Here is an 18113-nt window from a genome sequence, read left to right as displayed (position 1 = left end):
ATGTGGGGGCTCCGCCCCCACGCCCCTCCGGGCTCAGGTTCGCGGGTCCCTGCACGTCCCCACGCGGTTCTGTTTTGGGGCTTCGCCCCTCGCCCCCTGCCAACTCAGGCTTGTGGATCCCAGTACGTCCCCGCGTGGTCCTGTTTTTGGGGCTCCGCCCCTCGCCCCCTCCTGCTCAAGTTCGCGAGTGCCTGCACATGCCCACGTGGTTCTGTTTTCGGGCTCGGCCCTTGCCCCCTCCTGGCTCAGGGGGTGGTCAGGTGGGCCAGGTTGGGGGGCGTTTTTCTAGGAAGGCCGTTATTCCTTCTTGGGCCTCTGGGGTTTGGCTGGAGGCTGCCATTACTTCTATGGCGTAGGTGTAGGCGTCTTGTTCGGGGCGGTCGAACTGGGCGTACATCGATTGTTTGCCCAGGGCCTTGCTGGCTCTGCTGCCTTGGGTGGCTCGTTGCAGCAGGTCTTGGGTTGCTTTTTCCAGAGTGTTGTCGGGGACTGCGTAGTTGATCAAGCCCCAGTCGGCGGCGGTTCGGGCGTCGAATATCTCGCCGGTCAGGGCCATTTCCGCTGCGCGCTTGCGGCCCACGTTGCGGGCTATCGCCACCAGGGGGGTGTGGCAGAACCAGCCGCCTTTGCCGCCGGGGGCTGCGAAACCGGCGCTTTCTGCCGCTACGGCCAGGTCGCAGCTTGCTACCAGTTGGCAGCCTGCGGCCGTCGCCAGGGCGTGGACGCGGGCCACTACCACTTGGGGGATCGACTGGATCGTCTGCATTAGTTCGGTGCAGGCCTGGAGCAGGGCGCGGACGTCGGCGTGGGAGGCGCCGGCCATGTCGGCGAAGTCGTGGCCGGCGGAGAAGACCGGGCCGTTCGCGGCGAGGATCACCCCGCGGGCGTCGGTGGCGCCCACCTCGCGGAACGCTTCGGTGAGGGTGATCAAGAAGTCGCGCGACAGGGCGTTGCGGCGGCGTGGGCGGTTCATGGTGATCGTGGCGAACGTGCCGTCGTTGTGGAGCAGGACGTCGTCTTCGCTCATGCCCTCGACGTTACGTCAGACCCCCGCCGTACGGTGGTCGGGTCCACGCCTAGGGGGTAATGGCCTTGAAGCTGCTCACCGCCACCAACTCCAGCCAGGGATTCCGCGCCAACGACTTCGACTGGTGCGTCGAAGGCGAACTCGTCCACATCGGGGTCGTGTGCGCCCGGGACCGGGACGATCCGGACGGCGGCTGCGGGTGCGGGCGCTCGTTCGCCGGGCTCAACTCGCACCGCGCCACGACGACCGCGATGGTCCGGGACGTCCCCGGGTTCACCCGCGAGGACTACGTGCTCGCGATCCGGTCCAGCCTCGAACAGCAGGGCTGCGACCCCTCGTTCGCCGAGCACGAGGCGGCGCTGCTGCGGACCCTCGTGCGGGACTGGCCGGCGGGGGCGATCGTCGAGCGGCGCCTCGATGAGATCGTGGTGAGGCAGGTCCTGCAACCCTGAGGCACGGAGGTCCACGATGCTCGTCGCGTTCTCGGTGACACCGCTCGGCGCCGGTGAGGAGGTCGGCGAACTCGTCGCGGAGGCCGTGCGCGTGGTCCGCGAAAGCGGGCTGCCGAACCGCACCGACGCCATGTTCACCACCATCGAGGGCGAATGGGACGAGGTGATGGCCGTGGTGAAGGCCGCCACCGACGCCGTCGCCGCGCGGGCCCCGCGGGTGAGTCTCGTCGTGAAGGCCGATCTCCGCCCCGGCGTCACCGGCGCCCTCGACGCCAAGGTCGAATCGGTGGAGCGCCACCTCCGCTGACCGCGCACAACCTGACGACCCGAATCCCGCTCGGAAAGCCTCGCCGGGCGGGGCCCGTTGTGCTCGCCACACAATCCGAATGGCGTTCGATTGGACGCCCGCCACGTCTTGCCCGCGCCCCATGGACGCAGGTCAGCGCCCCGTGTTGGGGTGCCAGCCACACGAATTGTGGAGGCGTGCATGGCGAACGGGACCCTCGCGGTCCGGAATCTGTCGGTGACCTACGGCCGGGCCGTGCGAGCGTTGCACGGCGTGTCGCTGGACGTCCCGGCCGGATCGGTGACGGCGGTGCTCGGCGCCAACGGGGCGGGCAAGTCGACGCTGCTCCGGGCGATCTCGGGCACGCTTCCGTTCCACCGCGGTGCGGTGGACGCGGGCTCGGTGCGGCTCGGCGACCGCTCCCTGATCGGGCTGCACCCCGCGACCGTCGTCGCGGCCGGGGTGGTGCAGGTGCCCGAAGGCCGGCGGGTGTTCGGCCGGCTCAGCGTCGAGGAGAACCTGCGGGCGGGCGCGCTCGGCGCGCCCAGCCGGGCCGAGGCCGCCAAGGCCCACGGGCGGGTGCTGGAGCTCTTCCCGGTGCTGGCGGAACGGGCGCGGCAGCGGGCCGGGCTGCTGTCCGGCGGCGAACAGCAGATGCTCGCGATCGGGCGGGCGCTGATGGCGTGCCCGTCGGTCCTGCTGCTGGACGAGCCGACCCTCGGCCTCGCGCCGCTGATGGCCGAGCGGATCGCCGAGACCGTCCGCGAGATCAACCTGCAGGGCACCGCGATCCTGCTGATCGAGCAGAACGCCGCGCTGGCGCTGGAGCTGTCGTCGCACGCGCACGTCCTGGAGGTCGGCGCCGTCGCGCTGCACGGCCCCTCGGCGGAACTCGCCGGCAGCGACGAGGTCCGGCGCCGCTACCTCGGGGTCGGTGACGACACCGCCGTCGAGGACGACGGCGAGACGTCCGGGAAGTTTCTCCCGCCCGCGCTCGGAAGGTGGACGGGATGAGCGAAGCGAACCGGGGAACGCGGGGGGTCGCCCCCTCGCAAGAGACGGAGCTGAGCGAAGCGAACCCGGGGGCGCGGGCGGCCGGCTCCGCGCAGGAGGCGGACGAGGGCGCGCTGGTCGTCAGCGGGCTCACGGTGCGGTTCGCCGGGCTCACGGCACTCGACGACGTCGGCTTCACGGTCGCGCCCGGCAGCGTCCACGCGATCATCGGGCCGAACGGCGCGGGCAAGTCGACGTGCTTCAACGTCCTGTCCGGGGTGTACCGGGCGAGCGCGGGCAGCGTCCGGTTCGGCGGCGCCGAGCTGACCTCGCTGCCGCCGCACCGGATCGCGGCCCTCGGCGTCGCCCGCACGTTCCAGAACATCGCGATGTCGCGGCACCAGAGCGCCGAGGACAACCTGATGCTCGGGCGGCACCGCCTCACCCGCGCCGGGTTCGTGTCCACCGGCCTGCGGCTGCCGTGGGCGCGCCGCGAGGAGGCCCGGCACCGCGAGCGGGTCCGCGAGATCGCCCGCTTCGTCGGCGTGGACCAGTACCTGGCCGCGCCCGCCGGGACGCTGTCCTACGGCGTCCAGAAGCGGCTGGAACTGGCCCGCGCGCTGGCGATGGAACCGAGGCTGCTGCTCCTGGACGAGCCCGTCGCCGGGATGAACGGCGGCGAGCGGCGCCGGATGGCCGAGGTCATCTCCCGCGCCCGCGCCGACCTCGGCCTGTCGATCCTGCTCGTCGAGCACGACATGGGCATGGTCATGCGGCTCGCCGACGAGGTGACCGTCCTCGACTTCGGCAAGCGGATCGCGGGCGGCGAACCGGAGCGGGTGCAGCGCGACCCGGCCGTGATCCGCGCCTATCTCGGTGCCGCGCACGAGCCGGCGGCGCCGTCCCACGGGGAAGGAAACCCTTGAGCACGTTCATCGAGCTGGTGATCAACGGGGTCTCGGCGGGATCGGTCTACGCGCTGATCGCCCTCGGCTTCGTGATCATCTTCAAGGCCACCGAGGTGGTCAACTTCGCGCACGCGTCACTGCTGCTGGCGGGCGGCTTCATCACGGCCGTGCTGCACGACGACATCGGCTTCCTCCCGGCGCTCGCCGCGGGCATCGCCGCCGCCGCCGTCCTCGGGGTGCTGGTCGAGGTGCTGGTGCTGCGGCGCGCCCGCGTGGAGGACCAGGCGGTGCTGGCGATCGTCACGATCGGCATCGACATCGTGCTGGCGACCGAGCTGACCCGGCGCATCGGCACGCAGGTCCTCTCCCTCGGCGACCCCTGGCAGGACAAGATCGTGTACGTGGGCGGCATCGGCATCGCCCAGACGCGCATCGCCGCGTTCCTCGTCGCGGCGGCCGTCATCACGGCGTTCATGCTGGCGTTCCGCTTCACCTCGTGGGGCGTGGCGATGCGGGCCGCCGCCGAGGACGGCGAGACCGCCTCGCTGATGGGCATCCGGCTGTCGCGGGTGTCGCTGGCCGCCTGGGCGATCGCGGGCGGGCTCGCGGCGATCGCCGCGCTGTTCCTCACGGTGTTCCCCACGCCGGGCCTCGACCGCGGCACCTCGTTCGCCGCGATGAAGGCGTTCCCCGCCGCGATCCTCGGCGGGCTCGACTCCACCACCGGCGCACTGGTCGGCGGGCTCCTCATCGGGCTCACCGAGTCGCTCGTGACCGGCTACCAGGGCGACCTGACGTTCCTCGGCCGCGGCATCGGCGGCGTCGCGCCGTTCGTGGTGATGCTCCTCGTGCTGCTGGTCCGGCCGGCGGGGCTCTTCGGGACTAGGGAGATGTCGCGTGTCTGACCGCCGTTTCCTCCCCCGGACCCGGATGACGCCGGGGGTACTCCTCACCGCCGGCCTCGTGTTCATGGTCGTGCCCCCCTTCTACCTGGACACGTTCTGGCTGCAGACGGGCCTGTTCGCGATCTCCGCCGCGATCGGCGCGATCGGCCTGAACCTGCTGACCGGGTCCACCGGGCAGCTGTCGATGGGCCACGCGTTCTTCCTCGCCGTCGGCGCCTACGGGTACGTGTACCTGGCGTCCCCCGCGGAGGACGACATGACCGGCCTCGGGCTGCCGACCGGCCTGGCGTTCCTCGGCGCGATCGTCCTCGCCGGCATCGCGGGCGGGCTGTTCAGCCCCATCGCGGGACGCCTCCGCGGGGTCTACCTCGGCATCGCCTCCCTCGCGCTGATCTTCATCGGGCAGCACGTGCTGTTCAACGCCGAGAGCGTCACCGGCGGGTTCAACGGGCGCAACGTCCCGCCGCTCCAGCTCGGCCCCGTCACCATGGCCGACACCCCCGAGATGGCGGCGCTCGGCGTGCCGCTGGGCGCGCCGGAACGGCTGTGGTTCTTCGCCGTCGCGCTGCTGATCCCGGCGGCGTGGATCGCGCGCGGCATCCTGCGCGGCCGCCCAGGACGGGCCATGAACACGATCCGCGACCACGAGATCGCCGCCTCGGTCATGGGCGTGCCGGTGGCGCGCTACCGGGCCGGGGTGTTCGTGCTGTCGTCGATGTACGCGGGGGCGGCGGGCGCGCTGCTCGCGCTGGTGTTCCAGCGGACCGTCCCCGAGTACTTCGGCATGTTCCTGGCCCTGGACTACCTCGCCATGATCGTCATCGGCGGGCTCGGCAGCGTCGGCGGCGCCGTCGCGGGGGCGGTGTTCGTCTCCGCCCTGCCGCAGCTCCTCACCCGGTTCGGCGACGACCTGCCGCTGGTCGCCGCCCCGGGCTCGGGCGGCGTCTCCCCCGCCGAGGCCGCCCGGATCCTGTACGGCGCCGCCGTGGTCGCCGTCGTCCTGTTCCTTCCCCGCGGCCTGGCCGGGGTGTGGCCGATGCTGCGCACCGCCGTGGCCCGCCGCCGGGCTTCCCGACATCTCACCACCCCCGAAAAAGAGGAGCAACCGGCATGAAACGAATGGCGCGTGTCACGGTGGCCGGCGCCCTGGCGCTGACCCTGCCGCTGGCCATGACGGCCTGCAGCGACAAGGCGACCGGCGGCGGCGGGGCGACCGGCGCCGACGGCGTGAAGCACGGTACCGGCGTCACCGATGACAAGATCAGCATCGGTGTCCAGACCGACATGACCGGGGTGTACGCCCCGCTCGGCAAGAGCCTCACCCAGGCGCAGAAGATGTACGTCGAGCAGGTCAACGCCGAGGGCGGCATCTGCGGCCGGACGCTCGAACTGGTCGTCCGCGACCACGGGTACGACGTGCAGAAGGCCGTGGCGAGCTACGGCGAGCTGGAGTCCAGCGTCATCGGCCTCTCCCAGTTCGTCGGGTCGCCGATGGTGACGGCGCTCGGCGACCGCATCACCTCCGACAAGATGTTCGTCATCCCCAACGCGTGGGCGACGACGCTGCTCGGCAACGAGTACATCCAGGTCACCGGCACGACGTACGACGTCGACATGATCAACGCCCTGGACTTCCTGACCGAGGAGAAGGGGATCAAGAAGGGCGACAAGGTCGGTCACGTGTACTTCGAAGGCGACTACGGAGAGAGCGCCCTCGCCGGGTCCAAGCACGCGGCGAAGGAACTCGGCCTGGAGATCGTCGAGCAGAAGATCAAGGCGACCGACAACGACATGAGCGCCCAGGTGTCGGCGCTGCAGAGCGCCGGCGTGTCGGCGATCCTGATGAGCGCCGGGCCGATGCAGTCGGCGTCGCTCGCGGGTGTCGCGCGCTCCAAGGGCGTGACCGCGCCGATCGTGGCGAGCAACTCCGGGTTCTCCCCGCAGCTGCTGAAGACCCCGGCGGCGCCCGCGCTGCTGAAGGGCTTCTACCTCGCCAGCGCCGGCGCGCCGATCTCCTCCGACCTGGAGAAGATCAAGAAGCTGGCCGACGACTACAAGAAGAAGTACCCGGGGCAGCCGCTGGACAACGCGGTCGTCAACGGCTACACCAGCGCGGTCGTCTTCGGTGACGCGCTGACGAAGGCGTGCGAGGCCAAGGACCTGACCCGGGAGGGCCTGATCAAGGCGCACCGGTCCACCACGGCCTACGACGACGGCTACGGCACCCCGATGGACTTCTCGAAGGTGAACGAGCCCGGCACCCGCAAGACCTACATCCTGCGGACCGACGAGAAGGCCGCCGGCGGGCTGGTCGTCGAGCGCGACGCCGCCGCATCGAAGATCGCCGAGGCGTACCAGGTCCCGGCGGGCAAGTGAGACCGGCGGCGGGGGCCGGGGTCGTGTGCGCCCGGTCCTCGCCGCTTCCAGCCCCGCCCGCGCCGGCCCGCCACCCCGGGTCAGCGCGCGGCGGGGGCCCGGGTGGGCGCGGCCGGGACGACCAGGGGCGTCCCGGCCTCGGGGCATTCGATCACCCGGCACGGCAGCCCGAAGACCTCCTCGACCAGCTCCGCGGTGACCACCGAGGACGGGTCGCCCTCCGCGACGATCCGGCCGTCCCGCATGGCGATCAGGTGGGTGGCGTAGCGGGCGGCGTGGTTCAGGTCGTGCAGGACGGCGACGACCGTCCGGCCCTCCTCGTGCAGCCGGGCGCACAGGTCGAGGACCTCGATCTGGTGGGCGATGTCGAGGTAGGTCGTCGGCTCGTCCAGGAGCAGCAGCGGTGTCTGCTGGGCCAGCGCCATCGCGATCCAGACCCGCTGCCGCTGGCCGCCCGACAGCTCGTCCACGTGCCGGCCGGCGAGGTCGGCGACGCCGGTCGCCGCCAGTGACCCGGCCACGACCCGCTCGTCCTCCCGCGACCACTGCCGCAGCAGGCTCTGGTGCGGGTACCGGCCGCGCGAGACCAGGTCGGCGACCGTGATGCCGTCCGGCGCGATCGACGACTGCGGCAGCAGGCCCAGGGTCCGGGCCAGCTTCTTCGCGGGCCAGGCCGCGATCGGCTCCCCGTCCAGCACGACCGTGCCGGCGGACGGCTTGAGTATCCGGGCCAGCGCCCGCAGCAGCGTCGACTTGCCGCACGCGTTCGGGCCGACGATCACCGTGAAGGAGCCGTCCAGGACGGCGACGTCGAGGTCCTCGGCGACGGTGCGCCCGTCGTAGCCGAGGGTCAGCCCCTTGCCGGTGAGCCGCGCGCCGGCCGGCCGCTTCTTGTCCATCAGATCCGTCCCGTCTTGCGTTCGGTCACGAGGAGCCAGACCAGGTATCCGCCGCCGAGGAGCCCGGTCACGACGCCGACCGGGAGCTGGTGCCCCGGGAAGGCGCGCTGCGCCGTCCAGTCGGCCGCCACCAGCAGCGCCGCGCCCATGCACATCGCGGGCAGCAGGTTGGGGCCGGTGGTGCGGGTCAGCCGGCGGGCGAGCTGCGGCGCGGTCAGCGCGACGAACGACACCGGCCCGGCCGCGGCGGCGGCGAACGAGGTGAGCAGCACCGCCGCGGTGAGCATGAGCAGCCGCACCCGCTCGATCGGGACGCCGAGCCCGTTCGCGGCGTCGTCGCCCATCTCCAGCATCCGCAGCGCGCGGCCGCAGCCGACCAGGACGAGCGGCCCGAGGACGGCGAGCCCGGCGAGGACCGGCGCGGCGTCCGACCAGTCGCGGCCGTCGAGGCTGCCGGTCAGCCACAGGACGGCGCGGGCCGCGTCGACGATGTTGGCCTGGGTGAGCAGGTAGCCGTTCACGCCGGTGAGGATGGCGGCGACCCCGATGCCGACGAGGATGAGCCGCTGGCCGTGGATCCCGCGCGGGCCCGCCACCGCGTACACGAGCAGCCCCGTCGTCAGCCCGCCGGCCGCGGCGCCCCCGGCGACGGCGGCGCTGCCGCCGCCGGTCAGCACGATCACCGCGAGGACGCCGGCCGACGCGCCCTGGGTGAAGCCGAGGATGTCGGGGCTGCCGAGGGGGTTGCGCGCCAAGGACTGGAAGATCGCCCCGGCGAGGCCGAGCGCCGCGCCCACCGCGAGCCCGGCCACCGTGCGCGGCAGCCTGATCTGGTTCACGATGAGCGTGTCGGCGGGCGCGCCCTGCCCGGCGAGGGTCCGGACGACCTCGGCGGGGCTCATCGGGAAGTCGCCCGTGCCGATCAGGAGCACGCCCATGCCGAGCGCCACGGCCAGGCACAGGACGGCGACGACCACGGCGCGCGGGCGGAAGCGGAGCGAGATCCCGGCGGCCCGCACGACGGCGAAGTGCGGGCCGCGGCGCTGGGGACGCCCCTTCCCGAGGCGGGTGCCGATCATGAGGCGGGCCTCCCGCGGCGGGGCCGGCGGACGAAGTAGAGGAACACCGGGCCGCCCGCCACGATCATCACGATGCCCACCTGGAGCTCGGCGGGGCGCACGACGACGCGTCCGATCACGTCCGCCGTCAGCATCAGCGCGGGCGCGAGGACCGCGCAGTACGGGAAGAGCCAGCGCAGGTCCGCCCCGGTCAGCGCGCGGACGAGGTGCGGCACCATCAGCCCGACGAAGATGATCGGCCCGCAGGCCGCGGTCGCCGCCCCGCACAGCAGCGTGACCGTGAGGATCGCGGCGACGGTCGCGCGCCCGGGGTCGGCGCCGAGCGCGCGGGCGGCGTCCTCGCCCATCGCCATCGCGTTCAGCGGGCGGGCCAGCAGCAGCGCCACCACCAGCCCGACGGCGATGAACGGGGCCACGCGCACGATCGTGTGCCCCTGCGCCGAGGCGAGGGAGCCGACCGTCCAGAAGCGCATCCGGTCGAGGGACGCGGTGTCGAGGAGCTGCACCGCGTTCACGTAGGAGTACAGCGCGGCGTTCAGCGCGGCCCCGGCGAGGACGAGCCGGGCGGGCGTGGCGGCGCGCCCGCCGCCGACGGCGTAGAGCAGCACCGCGACCGCTCCCGCGCCGGCGAACGCGAACCACACGAACCCGGTGAACGAGGTGACGCCGAGGAAGGAGATCGCCGAGACGACGGCGGCCGCGGCGCCGGCGTTGATGCCGAGCAGGCCGGGGTCGGCGAGCGGGTTGCGGGTGAGCGCCTGCATCACCGCGCCGGCGACGCCGAGCGCCAGGCCCGCGAGCAGCCCGAGCGCGGTCCGCGGCAGGCGCATGTCGTGGACGATCGAGTACGCGGGCGAGCCGGCGTGGAACAGCCCGTCCCACGCCTCGCCGGGCGATAGCGGCTTCGCGCCGACCGCGAGGCTGAGCAGCACGGCCGCGAGGAGGAACAGCAGCGCGCCGGCGAGCCCGGCCGCCCGTCTGCTGCCCGTAGGCCGTTCGGGGTGCGCCGTGACCGGCGGGGGCTTGGTCGACAACACCTGGCGGAGCTCCGGGGGGACGCACCGTGGAACCGGGTGATCGATCCCACCTTGTGGACAGCTACTTAGGTTAGGTTAACCTAAGCGCTGATCAAAACCCCGCAATAGGGGCCAGAATACGCGAATATTGGAGACGCCCGAAATGTCGAACCTCGACAGCCGGCACCGCACGACCGCAGCCCTCACCCGCCGGGGCTTCCTCGGCGCGAGCGGCGCCGTCGCCCTCGGCGCCCTGATCAGCGCGTGCGGCGGTGACGGCGGCGGCACGAACGACTCCGCCGGCGGCGCCTGGTCGTTCACCGACGACCGCGGCGAGAAGATCGACCTGAAGGCGCGGCCCCAGCGCGTCGTCGGCTACGTCGCAGCCGCCGCGGCGCTCTACGACTTCGGGGTGGACGAGCAGCTCGTCGGGGTGTTCGGGCCGACCAAGCTCAAGGACGGCAGCCCCGACCCGCAGGCCGGGGACCTCCCCGTCGACCGGCTGGAGATCATCGGCAACGCCTTCGGCGAGTTCAACATCGAGAAGTACGCCGCGCTGCGTCCCGAGCTGCTGGTCAGCAACATGTTCCTGGAGGACGAGCTGTTCTACGTCCCGCCGGAGAGCGCCGACAAGGTCTACGCGCTGGCGCCGAGCGCCGCGATCGCCGCGGGCGCGGTGCCGCTGCCCAAGCCGATCGAGCGGACCGCCGCGCTGGCCGCCGCACTCGGCGCGGACGTCAAGTCCCAGCAGGTCACCGCCGCCAAGGAGCGGTTCGAGAAGGCCGCGGAGGCGGTGCGCACGGCGGCCGGGGGCAGCGGGCTGAAGGTGCTGGCCGCGTCCGCGAGCCCCGACCTGTTCTACGCGTCCAGCCCGGACAAGAACACCGACCTGATCTACCTCAAGGAGCTCGGCGTCGACCTCGTCGTCCCGGACAAGCTCGACCAGAACGGCTACTTCGAGAACCTGAGCTGGGAGAACGCCGGCAAGTACAAGGCCGACGTCATCCTGCTCGACTCCCGCACCCAGGCGCTCCAGCCGAAGGACCTCGGCGGCAAGCCGACCTGGAAGGACCTGCCCGCGGTGAAGGCCGGCCAGGTCGTGCCGTGGCAGCCCGAGCCGCGCTTCTCCTACGCGGGCTGCGCGCCGATCCTCGAAGCCTTCGCCGAGGCCCTGCGCTCCGCGAAGAAGACCGGCTGATGACCAGGCCCGCGCACCCCTACGCGTTCTTCGGCCTCGACGTCCGGCGCTCCGAGCGGCTCGGCCCGGACATGGTCCGGATCGCCTTCGGCTGGGACCCGCCCGGCGGCTCCGGCGCCGCGTTCGTCTCGGCCGGCCGCGACCAGCGCTTCAAGCTGTTCTTCCCCCACCCGCACCAGGACGCGCCCCTCCTGCCGGAGAGCGCCGGCGGCGACACGTGGTTCGCCGACTGGCGAGCCATGGACCCGGCCGAACGCGCCATCATGCGGACCTACACCGTCCGCGACACGCGGCCCGGCGAGTTCGACGTCGACTTCGCCCTGCACGCGAACGGCACCTCCGGTCCCGCGGCCGCCTGGGCGGATGCGGCCCGTCCCGGCGACCGCATCGCCGCGCTCGGCCCGACCGGCCCCGACAACGGCGGCTACGACTTCCGCCCGCCGCCGGGCGCCCCGGTCGTGATGGCGGGCGACATCACCGCACTGCCGGCCATCGCCGGGAACCTAGCGTCCCTGCCCGCCGGCACGGCCGCGCGGGTCTGGATCGACGTCCCCGATCCGGCGGACCGGCAGGAGCTCCCGACCGCCGCCGACGCGGACGTCACCTGGGTCTCCCCCGGCGGCCTGCTCGACGCCGTCCGCGCCGCGGAACTCCCGTACGGCGCCTACGCGTGGATCGCGGGCGAGTCCGCCGAGGTGAAGGCGCTGCGCCGCCACCTGGTCCGCGAACGCGGCCTCGATCGCCGCGCCGTCACCTTCACCGGCTACTGGCGCCGCGGCGCCAGTGAGGAGGACCTCCTCGCCGAATACGTGGCCGGCGGCAGCCCCGCCACCGAGGAGTGACCGCTACGGCTTCCGCTCCTGGGGGCTTTCGTCGACGGTGAGGACGTCGCGGTCGATGACGCCGGCGCGGTAGGCGGCGCCGCCGACCGTCTGGGCGGTGACGGGCGCGGTGAGCAGCTGGAAGAAGCCGACGAGCAGCAGCGGGGCGGCGGCCGAGACGGAGCCCGCCTGGGGCGCGACCCCGCCGAGGATCAGCAGCAGCCCGATCGTCTGCGGCTTGGTCGCCGCGTGCAGCCTGCTGAGCAGGTCGGGGAAGCGCAGGACGCCGAGGGCGCCGAGGGCGCAGAACACGGCGCCCGCGGGCAGCAGCACGGCGGTGATGCCGTCGGCGAGACTCATGCCCCCTCCTTCGCCCGCTCCGCCTTGCGGGCCCCGGCCAGCCGGGCGGCGCTGACCGAGCCGACGAAGCCCAGCATCGACACGACCAGCAGGAGCGTGGCGTAGGCGGGTTCGCCCCAGTAGGCCGAGAACACCGCGATGCCGCACACCAGCAGGACGGCCATCACGTCCAGCGACATGATCCGGTCGAAGCTGGACGGGCCGCGGATCAGGCGTACGGCCGTCATCAGGAACGCGGCGCCCAGCAGCGCCATGGTCACGATGTAGACGACGTTCATCGTTGCTCCTCCGGTGGGGCGTCCTCCCAGGTCACGAACGCGCGCATCAGCCTCTCCTCGGTGACCTCCACGCCCCGGCGCCGGGACTCGGCCTCGGCGAGGTCGCGGACCGGCATGGCGTGGATGCGCAGGACGGTCCGGTCCGCGTCCAGGTCGATGAGGATCGTGCCGGGACGCAGGGAGATGCTGGTCGTGACCCCCAGCAGGATGAAGTCCGAGCGGGACCGCATGTCCACGTTGATGATGCCGCTGCGCACCTGCTTCGGCCGGTACAGCGCGTGCCAGCCGATGACGAGGCTGGACACCAGCAGGTCCCAGACGAACTCGCCTACCACGGCGGCGACGCGCAGCGGGCGTATTCGCCTGATCAGCGGGACGGCGGGCAGCCGGCTCGCCGCGTACGCGAGGGCGACGGCGACGACGCCGCCGATCACGGTGAGGGCGTCGACGCGCCCCCACAGCAGGAGCCAGATCCCGAGCAGCCAGATCCCGATGAACAGGCGGGAGCCGGCGCGGCGGAGAGCGAGGTTCACGGGGTCCCTCCTCCCAGCACGGCGTTCCGGTACGCCGTCGGGTCCAGCAGGTCGGCGGCGGCGAGGCTGCTCCAGGATGCCAGCGGCCCGGCGAACACGGCGATGAGCAGGCCGCCGACGACCAGCACGGCCGTCACGGTCCCCATCAGCCGCGTGCTCGCCTGCGTGTAGGACGCCGCGGCGGGGAGCTCACCGGCCTCCTCCGGGCGGGGGCGCCAGAACCCGAGCGTCCAGATCCGCGACATCGCCATGAGCGTCAGCAGGCTCGCGACCACCGCGACCCCGGTGACGGCGTAGGCGGCACTGCCGCCCTGGCCGAGGCCCGCCTGGAACAGCGCCAGCTTCGCGATGAAACCGGAGGTCGGCGGCATGCCGCTCACGCTCATCGCCGGGACGAAGAACAGCACCGCGATGAACGACGACATGCGCGCCAGTCCGCCGAGGCGGCGCAGCGACGTCTCCCCGGTGCGTCCCTGCATGAGGTCGCTCACCAGGAACAACGCGGCCTGCACGACGATGTGGTGGACGAGGTAGAGGATCGCGCCGGCGAGTCCGGCGATGCTGAACAGCCCCAGGCCGAACAGCATGTAGCCGATGTGTCCGACCAGGATGAACGAGAACACCCGGTGGATGTCGTCGTGGGTCAGCGCGCCGAGGGTGCCGACGAGCATGGTCGCGGCGGCGAAGGCGAGGATGATCCACGACACCTCCTCGCGGGGGAACAGCAGCGTCTCCACCCGGATGAGCGCGTAGATGGCGGCCTTCGTCAGCAGCGCCGCGAACACGGCCGTGACCCTGGTGAGGGCGGCGGGGTAGCTGTCGGGCAGCCACAGGTGCATGGGGGCGATCGCCCCCTTGATCCCGAACACCACGAGGAACAGCAGCCCGAGCGCCGTCCGGGTGCCCTCCGGCAGGTGCGAGACGCGCTCGGACAGGTCGGCGAGGTTGACCGAGCCCGTCGCGGCGTACACCAGGCCGATGGAGGCGAGGAACAGGATCGAGGACATGAGGCTGACGACGGTGTAGGTCATCCCCGCCTGGACCCGCTCCGCCGTCGGGGTGAGCGTCATCAGCACGTAGCTCGACGCCAGCATGATCTCGAACGCGACGAACAGGTTGAACAGGTCGCCGGCGAGGAAGATCAGCGCGACGCCGGCGGTCAGCGTGAGGTACGCGGGGTAGAACACGCCCGGTTCGTGGCCGCCGAGGCCGCCGGCGCCCTCCGCCACGGCGTGCAGCATGATCGCGAGCAGGACGGCGATGGACACCACGAGCAGCAGCGCCGACAGCCGGTCCGCGACGAGCGTGATGCCGAGCGGCGCGGCCCAGCCGCCCATCGGGACGGCGATCACGCCGTCCCGGGCGACGGCCGCCATCAGCCCGCAGGCCGCGGCCAGCGCCGCCGCCACGGTCAGCGGGGCGAGGACGCGCAGCCACGTCTCCCGGCGGCGGCTGATCATCGTGAGCGCGGCGCCGAGCAGCAGCAGGACGAACGGCAGCGGGACGAGGACGTTCACGCGCCCTCCCCCGCCCGGCCGCTTTCCCGCTCGGTGTTGTCCTCAAGGGGGTCGGGCACGTCGTCCGGGCCGCCGGCCCACGCCTCCTCGCGGCGCCGCCCGGCGTGGACCCGGCGGTCCTCGACGTCGTCGCGGACCTCGTCCTCGCCGAGGAGCAGCCGGCTGCGGTAAGCCAGGGCCAGCAGGAAGGCCGTCACGCCGAAGGTGATGACGATCGCGGTGAGGACCATGGCCTGCGGCAGCGGGTCGGCCATCGGCCGCTCGGACTCCGCGCCGAGCAGCGGCGGCGACCCGGCGGCCCCGCCCGCCAGCAGCAGGAGGATGTTGGCGCCGTGGCCGAGGAGCATGAAGCCGATCACGATCCGGATCAGGGACCTCTCCATCAGCATGTTGAAGCCCGCTCCGAACAGCACGGCGACGGCCAGGACGAGGACGAGCGCGGGACCCGTCATGGTCGTGCTCCTTCCGCCGGGCCGCCGGACGCCTCCCCGGCCGGGTCGTCCTCGTCCGGATGTTCCTGCAGGGCGCTCTTGTCCAGGCTCGCGCCGAGCGTGCTGAGGATCGTCAGCACCAGCCCGAGGACGAGCAGGTACACGCCGAGGTCGAAGAACAGGCTGGTCGAGAGCTTGATGTCACCGAGCAGCGGCAGCGCGAACTTCAGGTACTCGCTCTTCAGGAAGTCCCCGTCGGGGAATCCGCCCATCGCCCAGCCGGCCGCGCCGGTGGCGACGGCGAGCCCGAGCCCGCTGCCGAGCAGCACGCCGGGCCGCACGGGCATCGCGGCCTCGAGTTCGCGGCGGCCGCCCGGCAGGTACCGCAGGACGTACGCCATCGCCGCGACGAGCCCGGCGACGAATCCGCCGCCGGGGCGCCCGTGCCCGGCGATCAGCAGGTAGAGGGAGAACACGAGGATCGCGGGGCCGAGCAGGCGCGCCGCGGCCGCCGCCGGCACCATCGGCGCGCCGCCGAGGGCGGGGCGCCCCGACGTGGCGAGCCAGCTCCGGCCGCCCTCACCGAGCTTGCCTCCCGGCTCACCGGCTCCCGGGTCCTCGCTGACCGGACGGGGCCTGCGGCGCCCGCTGAGCACCAGGCTGATGACGCCCATGGACGCCACCGCCACCACCGTGATCTCGCCGAGGGTGTCGAGGGCGCGCGTCTCGACGAGGATCATGTTCACGATGTTGTCGGTGCCCTCCTCCTCGGCGAGCTCGGCGTAACCGGGGCCGGCGGGCTTGTCGGTGCGGCTCAGCGACGCCACCACCAGGAAGCTCGCGAGGAACGCGCCGAGACCGCCGCTGATCAGGCCGGTCGCGACCTTGGCGGACAGCTTGCGGCGGCGCGGCGGGAAGTACTCCGGGAGGCGCCGCATCACCAGCACGAGGGTGATGAGCAGGAGCGTCTCCACGACGAGGTGCGTGAGGGCCAGGTCGGGCGCGCCCTGCGCCACGAAGAGCCCGCCGATCGCGTAGCCGACGCCGGCCATCACCAGCGCCGCCGTCAGCCTGCGGCGCGTCAGCATGGCGGCGAGGCCGCAGGCGATCACGACCGCGCCGAGGACGGACTGCACCGGATCGTCCCAGGCGTGCAGGACGTACCCGGCGAGATCGGGGCTCTTCTCCCCGAACGTGCCCATGACGAGCGCGGTGCCCGGCACCACGAGCACCGTGGCGCCGATCACCCCGAGGTAGACGGGGAGCGACCCGACCTGCATCCGCTTGGTGACCGCGTGCGCCCCCACGAGGATGCCGCGGGCGACGCCGTAGTACCCGCCCTGCCCGTCCGGCCCCCGCCACGCGAACGGCTTCTCGGCCGCATAGGAACGTCCGAAGAGCAGGTAGGCGACGACACCGGCCCCGATGGCCAAGGCGGAAAGCCCAAGGGGAAGCCCGAACCCGTGCCAGAGCGCGAGCTTGTAGCCGGCTTCGCCACCGAGCGAGTCCGCGTACGGCGCGATCATCGTCTGCAGCGGCCCGTAGAGGAAGCCCAGGATGAACCCGGCCGAGGCCGGAACCGCCAGCGGCACGGTCATCCCCCACGGCTCGGCGGCACGCGCACCGTCCGCATCGCCGGAGAACGCCGCGTGCAGGAACCGCACCCCGTAAGCCGTGGTCAACGCGGAGCCCGCGACCACCCCGGCGAGGACGACGGCGTCCCACCCACCGTGGGCGAACGCCTCGAAGGCGGCCTCCTTCGCCACGAACCCCAGGAACGGCGGCAGGCCGATCATGGAGGCGACCGCCGCCGCCGACGCGACGGCCGTCACGGGCAGCCGCCGCCACATCCCGGACAGCTCCCTGGCGTTCCGCGTCCCGGCCTCGTGTTCGACGACCCCGGCCGCGAGGAACAGCGGCGCCTTGAACAACCCGTGGGCCAGCAACAGCGCGAGCCCCGCCAGCGCAGCAGTCCGCGTGCCGTGCCCGACGAGCACCATCAAGAAGCCGAGCTGGCTGATGGTGCCATAAGCGAGCAGGGCTTTCAGATCGTCCTTGCGCAGCGCGATGACACCGCCGGCCAGCAGGCTCACCATGCCCACGCAGACAACGGTCGGCCGCCACAGGGCAGTCTCAGCGAACGCGGGCGACAGCCGCGCCACCAGATAGATGCCCGCCTTCACCATCGCCGCGGCGTGCAGGTAGGCGCTCACCGGCGACGGCGCGACCATCGCGGCGGGCAGCCACGCGTGCAGCGGCATCTGCGCCGATTTGGCGAACGCGCCGAGCAGCACCAGCACGAGGCCGACCTCGGCGGCCGCGCCGCCCGGCGGGTCGGCGACAAGCTCGGAGATCCGGTAGGTGCCGCCGGTCTGCCCGAGCAGCACGAACCCCGCGAGCATCACGAGACCGAACGCGGTGGTGGTGAGCAGCGCCTGCGTCGCGGCCCGCCGATCCTCGGCCCGCTCGGGGTTGGTGGTCCCGATCAGGATGAAGGAGGCGAGCGTGGTGAGTTCCCAGAACACGTACAGGACGAGCAGGTTGTCGGCGAGCACCAGCCCGGTCATCGCCCCGGCGAACGCGACGAGCGTCCCGACCATCAGCGCTTCGGAGCGTTCGAGGTAGGACCCCGCGTAGCACAGCGCGACGGCGCCGACCCCGCCGATCAGCAGCAGCATGACGACCGACAGCGCGTCGAGCCGGAAGTCGATGACGAGCCCGAGGTCGGCCGCCCACGAAACCTGCTCGGTGAGCACGCCCCCACCCGCGTGGGCAACGGCCCAGACGGCGGTGGCGGCCGGCAACACCGCCGCGGCACAAGCCATGAGCAGGCGGTGACGCCGCAGAGCCCAGGGGACGACGATGGCGGCGACGGCATAGGCCAGGACCAACGTCACCATGCCGCCCGCGTCCCCTCCCCAAGGCAAGACTCACCCGAACGCAGAGCTGATCTACCCGCCCAGCGCCTGCGAAACGAATCTTCAACCTAACCCGACCAGACGAACAACCCGCCACCCCCCAAGCCCCCCTTTTC

General features: G+C 72.5%; 19 protein-coding genes. 9 read left to right on the top strand and 10 right to left on the bottom strand.

Going from position 1 to position 18113, the window contains the following annotated elements:
* Positions 1-256: 256 nt before the first annotated feature.
* A complete protein-coding gene (locus E1200_RS18475) occupies positions 257-1027 on the bottom strand; it encodes an enoyl-CoA hydratase-related protein (RefSeq protein ID WP_131953287.1) in 771 nt (256 codons plus the stop codon).
* Positions 1028-1086: 59 nt separating this feature from the next.
* Here E1200_RS18475 and E1200_RS18470 point away from each other — a divergent pair, with 59 nt between their 5' ends.
* The 7 genes from E1200_RS18470 to E1200_RS18440 all read left to right on the top strand — a co-directional run bounded on the left by E1200_RS18470 (position 1087) and on the right by E1200_RS18440 (position 6947).
* A complete protein-coding gene (locus E1200_RS18470; RefSeq protein WP_131953286.1) occupies positions 1087-1479 on the top strand; it encodes a hypothetical protein in 393 nt (130 codons plus the stop codon).
* 16 nt (positions 1480-1495) lie between these two features.
* Positions 1496-1786, top strand: coding sequence for an MTH1187 family thiamine-binding protein (locus E1200_RS18465; protein ID WP_131953285.1), 291 nt, complete (start codon positions 1496-1498; stop codon positions 1784-1786).
* Between the two features lie 180 nt (positions 1787-1966).
* Positions 1967-2779 (top strand): ABC transporter ATP-binding protein, encoded by an 813-nt coding sequence (locus tag E1200_RS18460; protein WP_131953284.1) that lies wholly within the window; start codon positions 1967-1969, stop codon positions 2777-2779.
* Complete coding sequence (locus E1200_RS18455) at positions 2776-3684, top strand: ABC transporter ATP-binding protein (RefSeq protein ID WP_131953283.1); 909 nt, start codon at positions 2776-2778, stop codon at positions 3682-3684. Before E1200_RS18460 ends, E1200_RS18455 begins: the two co-directional genes overlap by 4 nt.
* Positions 3681-4571 carry a branched-chain amino acid ABC transporter permease gene (locus E1200_RS18450; protein ID WP_131953282.1) on the top strand — a complete coding sequence of 297 codons (891 nt, stop codon included), beginning with the start codon at positions 3681-3683 and terminating at the stop codon, positions 4569-4571. Before E1200_RS18455 ends, E1200_RS18450 begins: the two co-directional genes overlap by 4 nt.
* On the top strand, positions 4564-5685 hold the full coding sequence (locus E1200_RS18445) for a branched-chain amino acid ABC transporter permease (RefSeq protein WP_347813226.1): 1122 nt from the start codon (positions 4564-4566) through the stop codon (positions 5683-5685). The genes E1200_RS18450 and E1200_RS18445 overlap by 8 nt, the downstream gene beginning before the upstream one ends.
* Positions 5682-6947: an ABC transporter substrate-binding protein gene (locus E1200_RS18440; protein WP_347813225.1), complete on the top strand. Its 1266-nt coding sequence runs from the start codon at positions 5682-5684 to the stop codon at positions 6945-6947. Before E1200_RS18445 ends, E1200_RS18440 begins: the two co-directional genes overlap by 4 nt.
* Before the next feature lie 80 nt (positions 6948-7027).
* Here the strand turns inward: E1200_RS18440 and E1200_RS18435 are convergent, their stop codons facing one another.
* The 3 genes from E1200_RS18435 to E1200_RS18425 are packed head-to-tail and all read right to left on the bottom strand — an operon-like array spanning position 7028 to position 9962.
* The gene (locus tag E1200_RS18435) at positions 7028-7846 is read right to left on the bottom strand and encodes an ABC transporter ATP-binding protein (protein WP_131953281.1); all 819 of its coding nucleotides are present in this window, start codon (positions 7844-7846) and stop codon (positions 7028-7030) included.
* Complete coding sequence (locus E1200_RS18430) at positions 7846-8925, bottom strand: iron chelate uptake ABC transporter family permease subunit (protein ID WP_131953280.1); 1080 nt, start codon at positions 8923-8925, stop codon at positions 7846-7848. The genes E1200_RS18435 and E1200_RS18430 overlap by 1 nt, the downstream gene beginning before the upstream one ends.
* A complete protein-coding gene (locus tag E1200_RS18425; RefSeq protein ID WP_131953279.1) occupies positions 8922-9962 on the bottom strand; it encodes an iron chelate uptake ABC transporter family permease subunit in 1041 nt (346 codons plus the stop codon). The genes E1200_RS18430 and E1200_RS18425 overlap by 4 nt, the downstream gene beginning before the upstream one ends.
* Positions 9963-10104: 142 nt before the next feature.
* Between E1200_RS18425 and E1200_RS18420 the strand changes: the two genes are divergently transcribed.
* Both E1200_RS18420 and E1200_RS18415 read left to right on the top strand, forming a co-directional pair.
* Entirely contained in the window at positions 10105-11139 is a 1035-nt protein-coding gene (locus tag E1200_RS18420) for an ABC transporter substrate-binding protein (protein ID WP_131953278.1), read from the top strand.
* A complete protein-coding gene (locus tag E1200_RS18415; RefSeq protein WP_131953277.1) occupies positions 11139-11981 on the top strand; it encodes a siderophore-interacting protein in 843 nt (280 codons plus the stop codon). Before E1200_RS18420 ends, E1200_RS18415 begins: the two co-directional genes overlap by 1 nt.
* 3 nt (positions 11982-11984) lie before the next feature.
* Here the strand turns inward: E1200_RS18415 and mnhG are convergent, their stop codons facing one another.
* From mnhG to mbhE, 6 genes are read right to left on the bottom strand one after another with little or no spacing between them, the layout of a single operon-like run.
* Positions 11985-12320 (bottom strand): monovalent cation/H(+) antiporter subunit G, encoded by a 336-nt coding sequence (gene mnhG, locus E1200_RS18410; RefSeq protein WP_131953276.1) that lies wholly within the window; start codon positions 12318-12320, stop codon positions 11985-11987.
* Entirely contained in the window at positions 12317-12598 is a 282-nt protein-coding gene (locus E1200_RS18405; RefSeq protein WP_131953275.1) for a monovalent cation/H+ antiporter complex subunit F, read from the bottom strand. The genes mnhG and E1200_RS18405 overlap by 4 nt, the downstream gene beginning before the upstream one ends.
* Entirely contained in the window at positions 12595-13131 is a 537-nt protein-coding gene (locus E1200_RS18400) for a Na+/H+ antiporter subunit E (RefSeq protein ID WP_165950368.1), read from the bottom strand. Before E1200_RS18400 ends, E1200_RS18405 begins: the two co-directional genes overlap by 4 nt.
* Complete coding sequence (locus E1200_RS18395; protein ID WP_131953273.1) at positions 13128-14648, bottom strand: Na+/H+ antiporter subunit D; 1521 nt, start codon at positions 14646-14648, stop codon at positions 13128-13130. The genes E1200_RS18400 and E1200_RS18395 overlap by 4 nt, the downstream gene beginning before the upstream one ends.
* Positions 14645-15100 carry a Na(+)/H(+) antiporter subunit C gene (locus E1200_RS18390; RefSeq protein WP_131953272.1) on the bottom strand — a complete coding sequence of 152 codons (456 nt, stop codon included), beginning with the start codon at positions 15098-15100 and terminating at the stop codon, positions 14645-14647. Before E1200_RS18390 ends, E1200_RS18395 begins: the two co-directional genes overlap by 4 nt.
* Positions 15097-17979, bottom strand: coding sequence for a hydrogen gas-evolving membrane-bound hydrogenase subunit E (gene mbhE, locus E1200_RS18385; protein ID WP_131953271.1), 2883 nt, complete (start codon positions 17977-17979; stop codon positions 15097-15099). Before mbhE ends, E1200_RS18390 begins: the two co-directional genes overlap by 4 nt.
* Positions 17980-18113 lie beyond the last annotated feature (134 nt).

Source organism: Actinomadura sp. GC306, from assembly GCF_004348665.1.
Classification (GTDB): Bacteria; Actinomycetota; Actinomycetes; order Streptosporangiales; family Streptosporangiaceae; genus Spirillospora.
Note: the sequence above shows the minus strand (reverse complement) of the source record. Positions and strands in the feature narration are given on the sequence as shown.

Coding starts and splice junctions, on each gene's coding strand:
- E1200_RS18460 (WP_131953284.1), top strand. CDS start 1,967: ATGGCGAACGGGACCCTCGCGGTCCGGAATCTGTCGGTGACCTACGGC.
- E1200_RS18455 (WP_131953283.1), top strand. CDS start 2,776: ATGAGCGAAGCGAACCGGGGAACGCGGGGGGTCGCCCCCTCGCAAGAG.
- E1200_RS18415 (WP_131953277.1), top strand. CDS start 11,139: ATGACCAGGCCCGCGCACCCCTACGCGTTCTTCGGCCTCGACGTCCGG.
- E1200_RS18435 (WP_131953281.1), bottom strand. CDS start 7,846: ATGGACAAGAAGCGGCCGGCCGGCGCGCGGCTCACCGGCAAGGGGCTG.
- E1200_RS18470 (WP_131953286.1), top strand. CDS start 1,087: ATGGCCTTGAAGCTGCTCACCGCCACCAACTCCAGCCAGGGATTCCGC.
- E1200_RS18390 (WP_131953272.1), bottom strand. CDS start 15,100: ATGACGGGTCCCGCGCTCGTCCTCGTCCTGGCCGTCGCCGTGCTGTTC.
- E1200_RS18420 (WP_131953278.1), top strand. CDS start 10,105: ATGTCGAACCTCGACAGCCGGCACCGCACGACCGCAGCCCTCACCCGC.
- E1200_RS18475 (WP_131953287.1), bottom strand. CDS start 1,027: ATGAGCGAAGACGACGTCCTGCTCCACAACGACGGCACGTTCGCCACG.
- E1200_RS18440 (WP_347813225.1), top strand. CDS start 5,682: ATGAAACGAATGGCGCGTGTCACGGTGGCCGGCGCCCTGGCGCTGACC.
- E1200_RS18405 (WP_131953275.1), bottom strand. CDS start 12,598: ATGAACGTCGTCTACATCGTGACCATGGCGCTGCTGGGCGCCGCGTTC.
- mbhE (WP_131953271.1), bottom strand. CDS start 17,979: ATGGTGACGTTGGTCCTGGCCTATGCCGTCGCCGCCATCGTCGTCCCC.
- E1200_RS18430 (WP_131953280.1), bottom strand. CDS start 8,925: ATGATCGGCACCCGCCTCGGGAAGGGGCGTCCCCAGCGCCGCGGCCCG.
- E1200_RS18465 (WP_131953285.1), top strand. CDS start 1,496: ATGCTCGTCGCGTTCTCGGTGACACCGCTCGGCGCCGGTGAGGAGGTC.
- mnhG (WP_131953276.1), bottom strand. CDS start 12,320: ATGAGTCTCGCCGACGGCATCACCGCCGTGCTGCTGCCCGCGGGCGCC.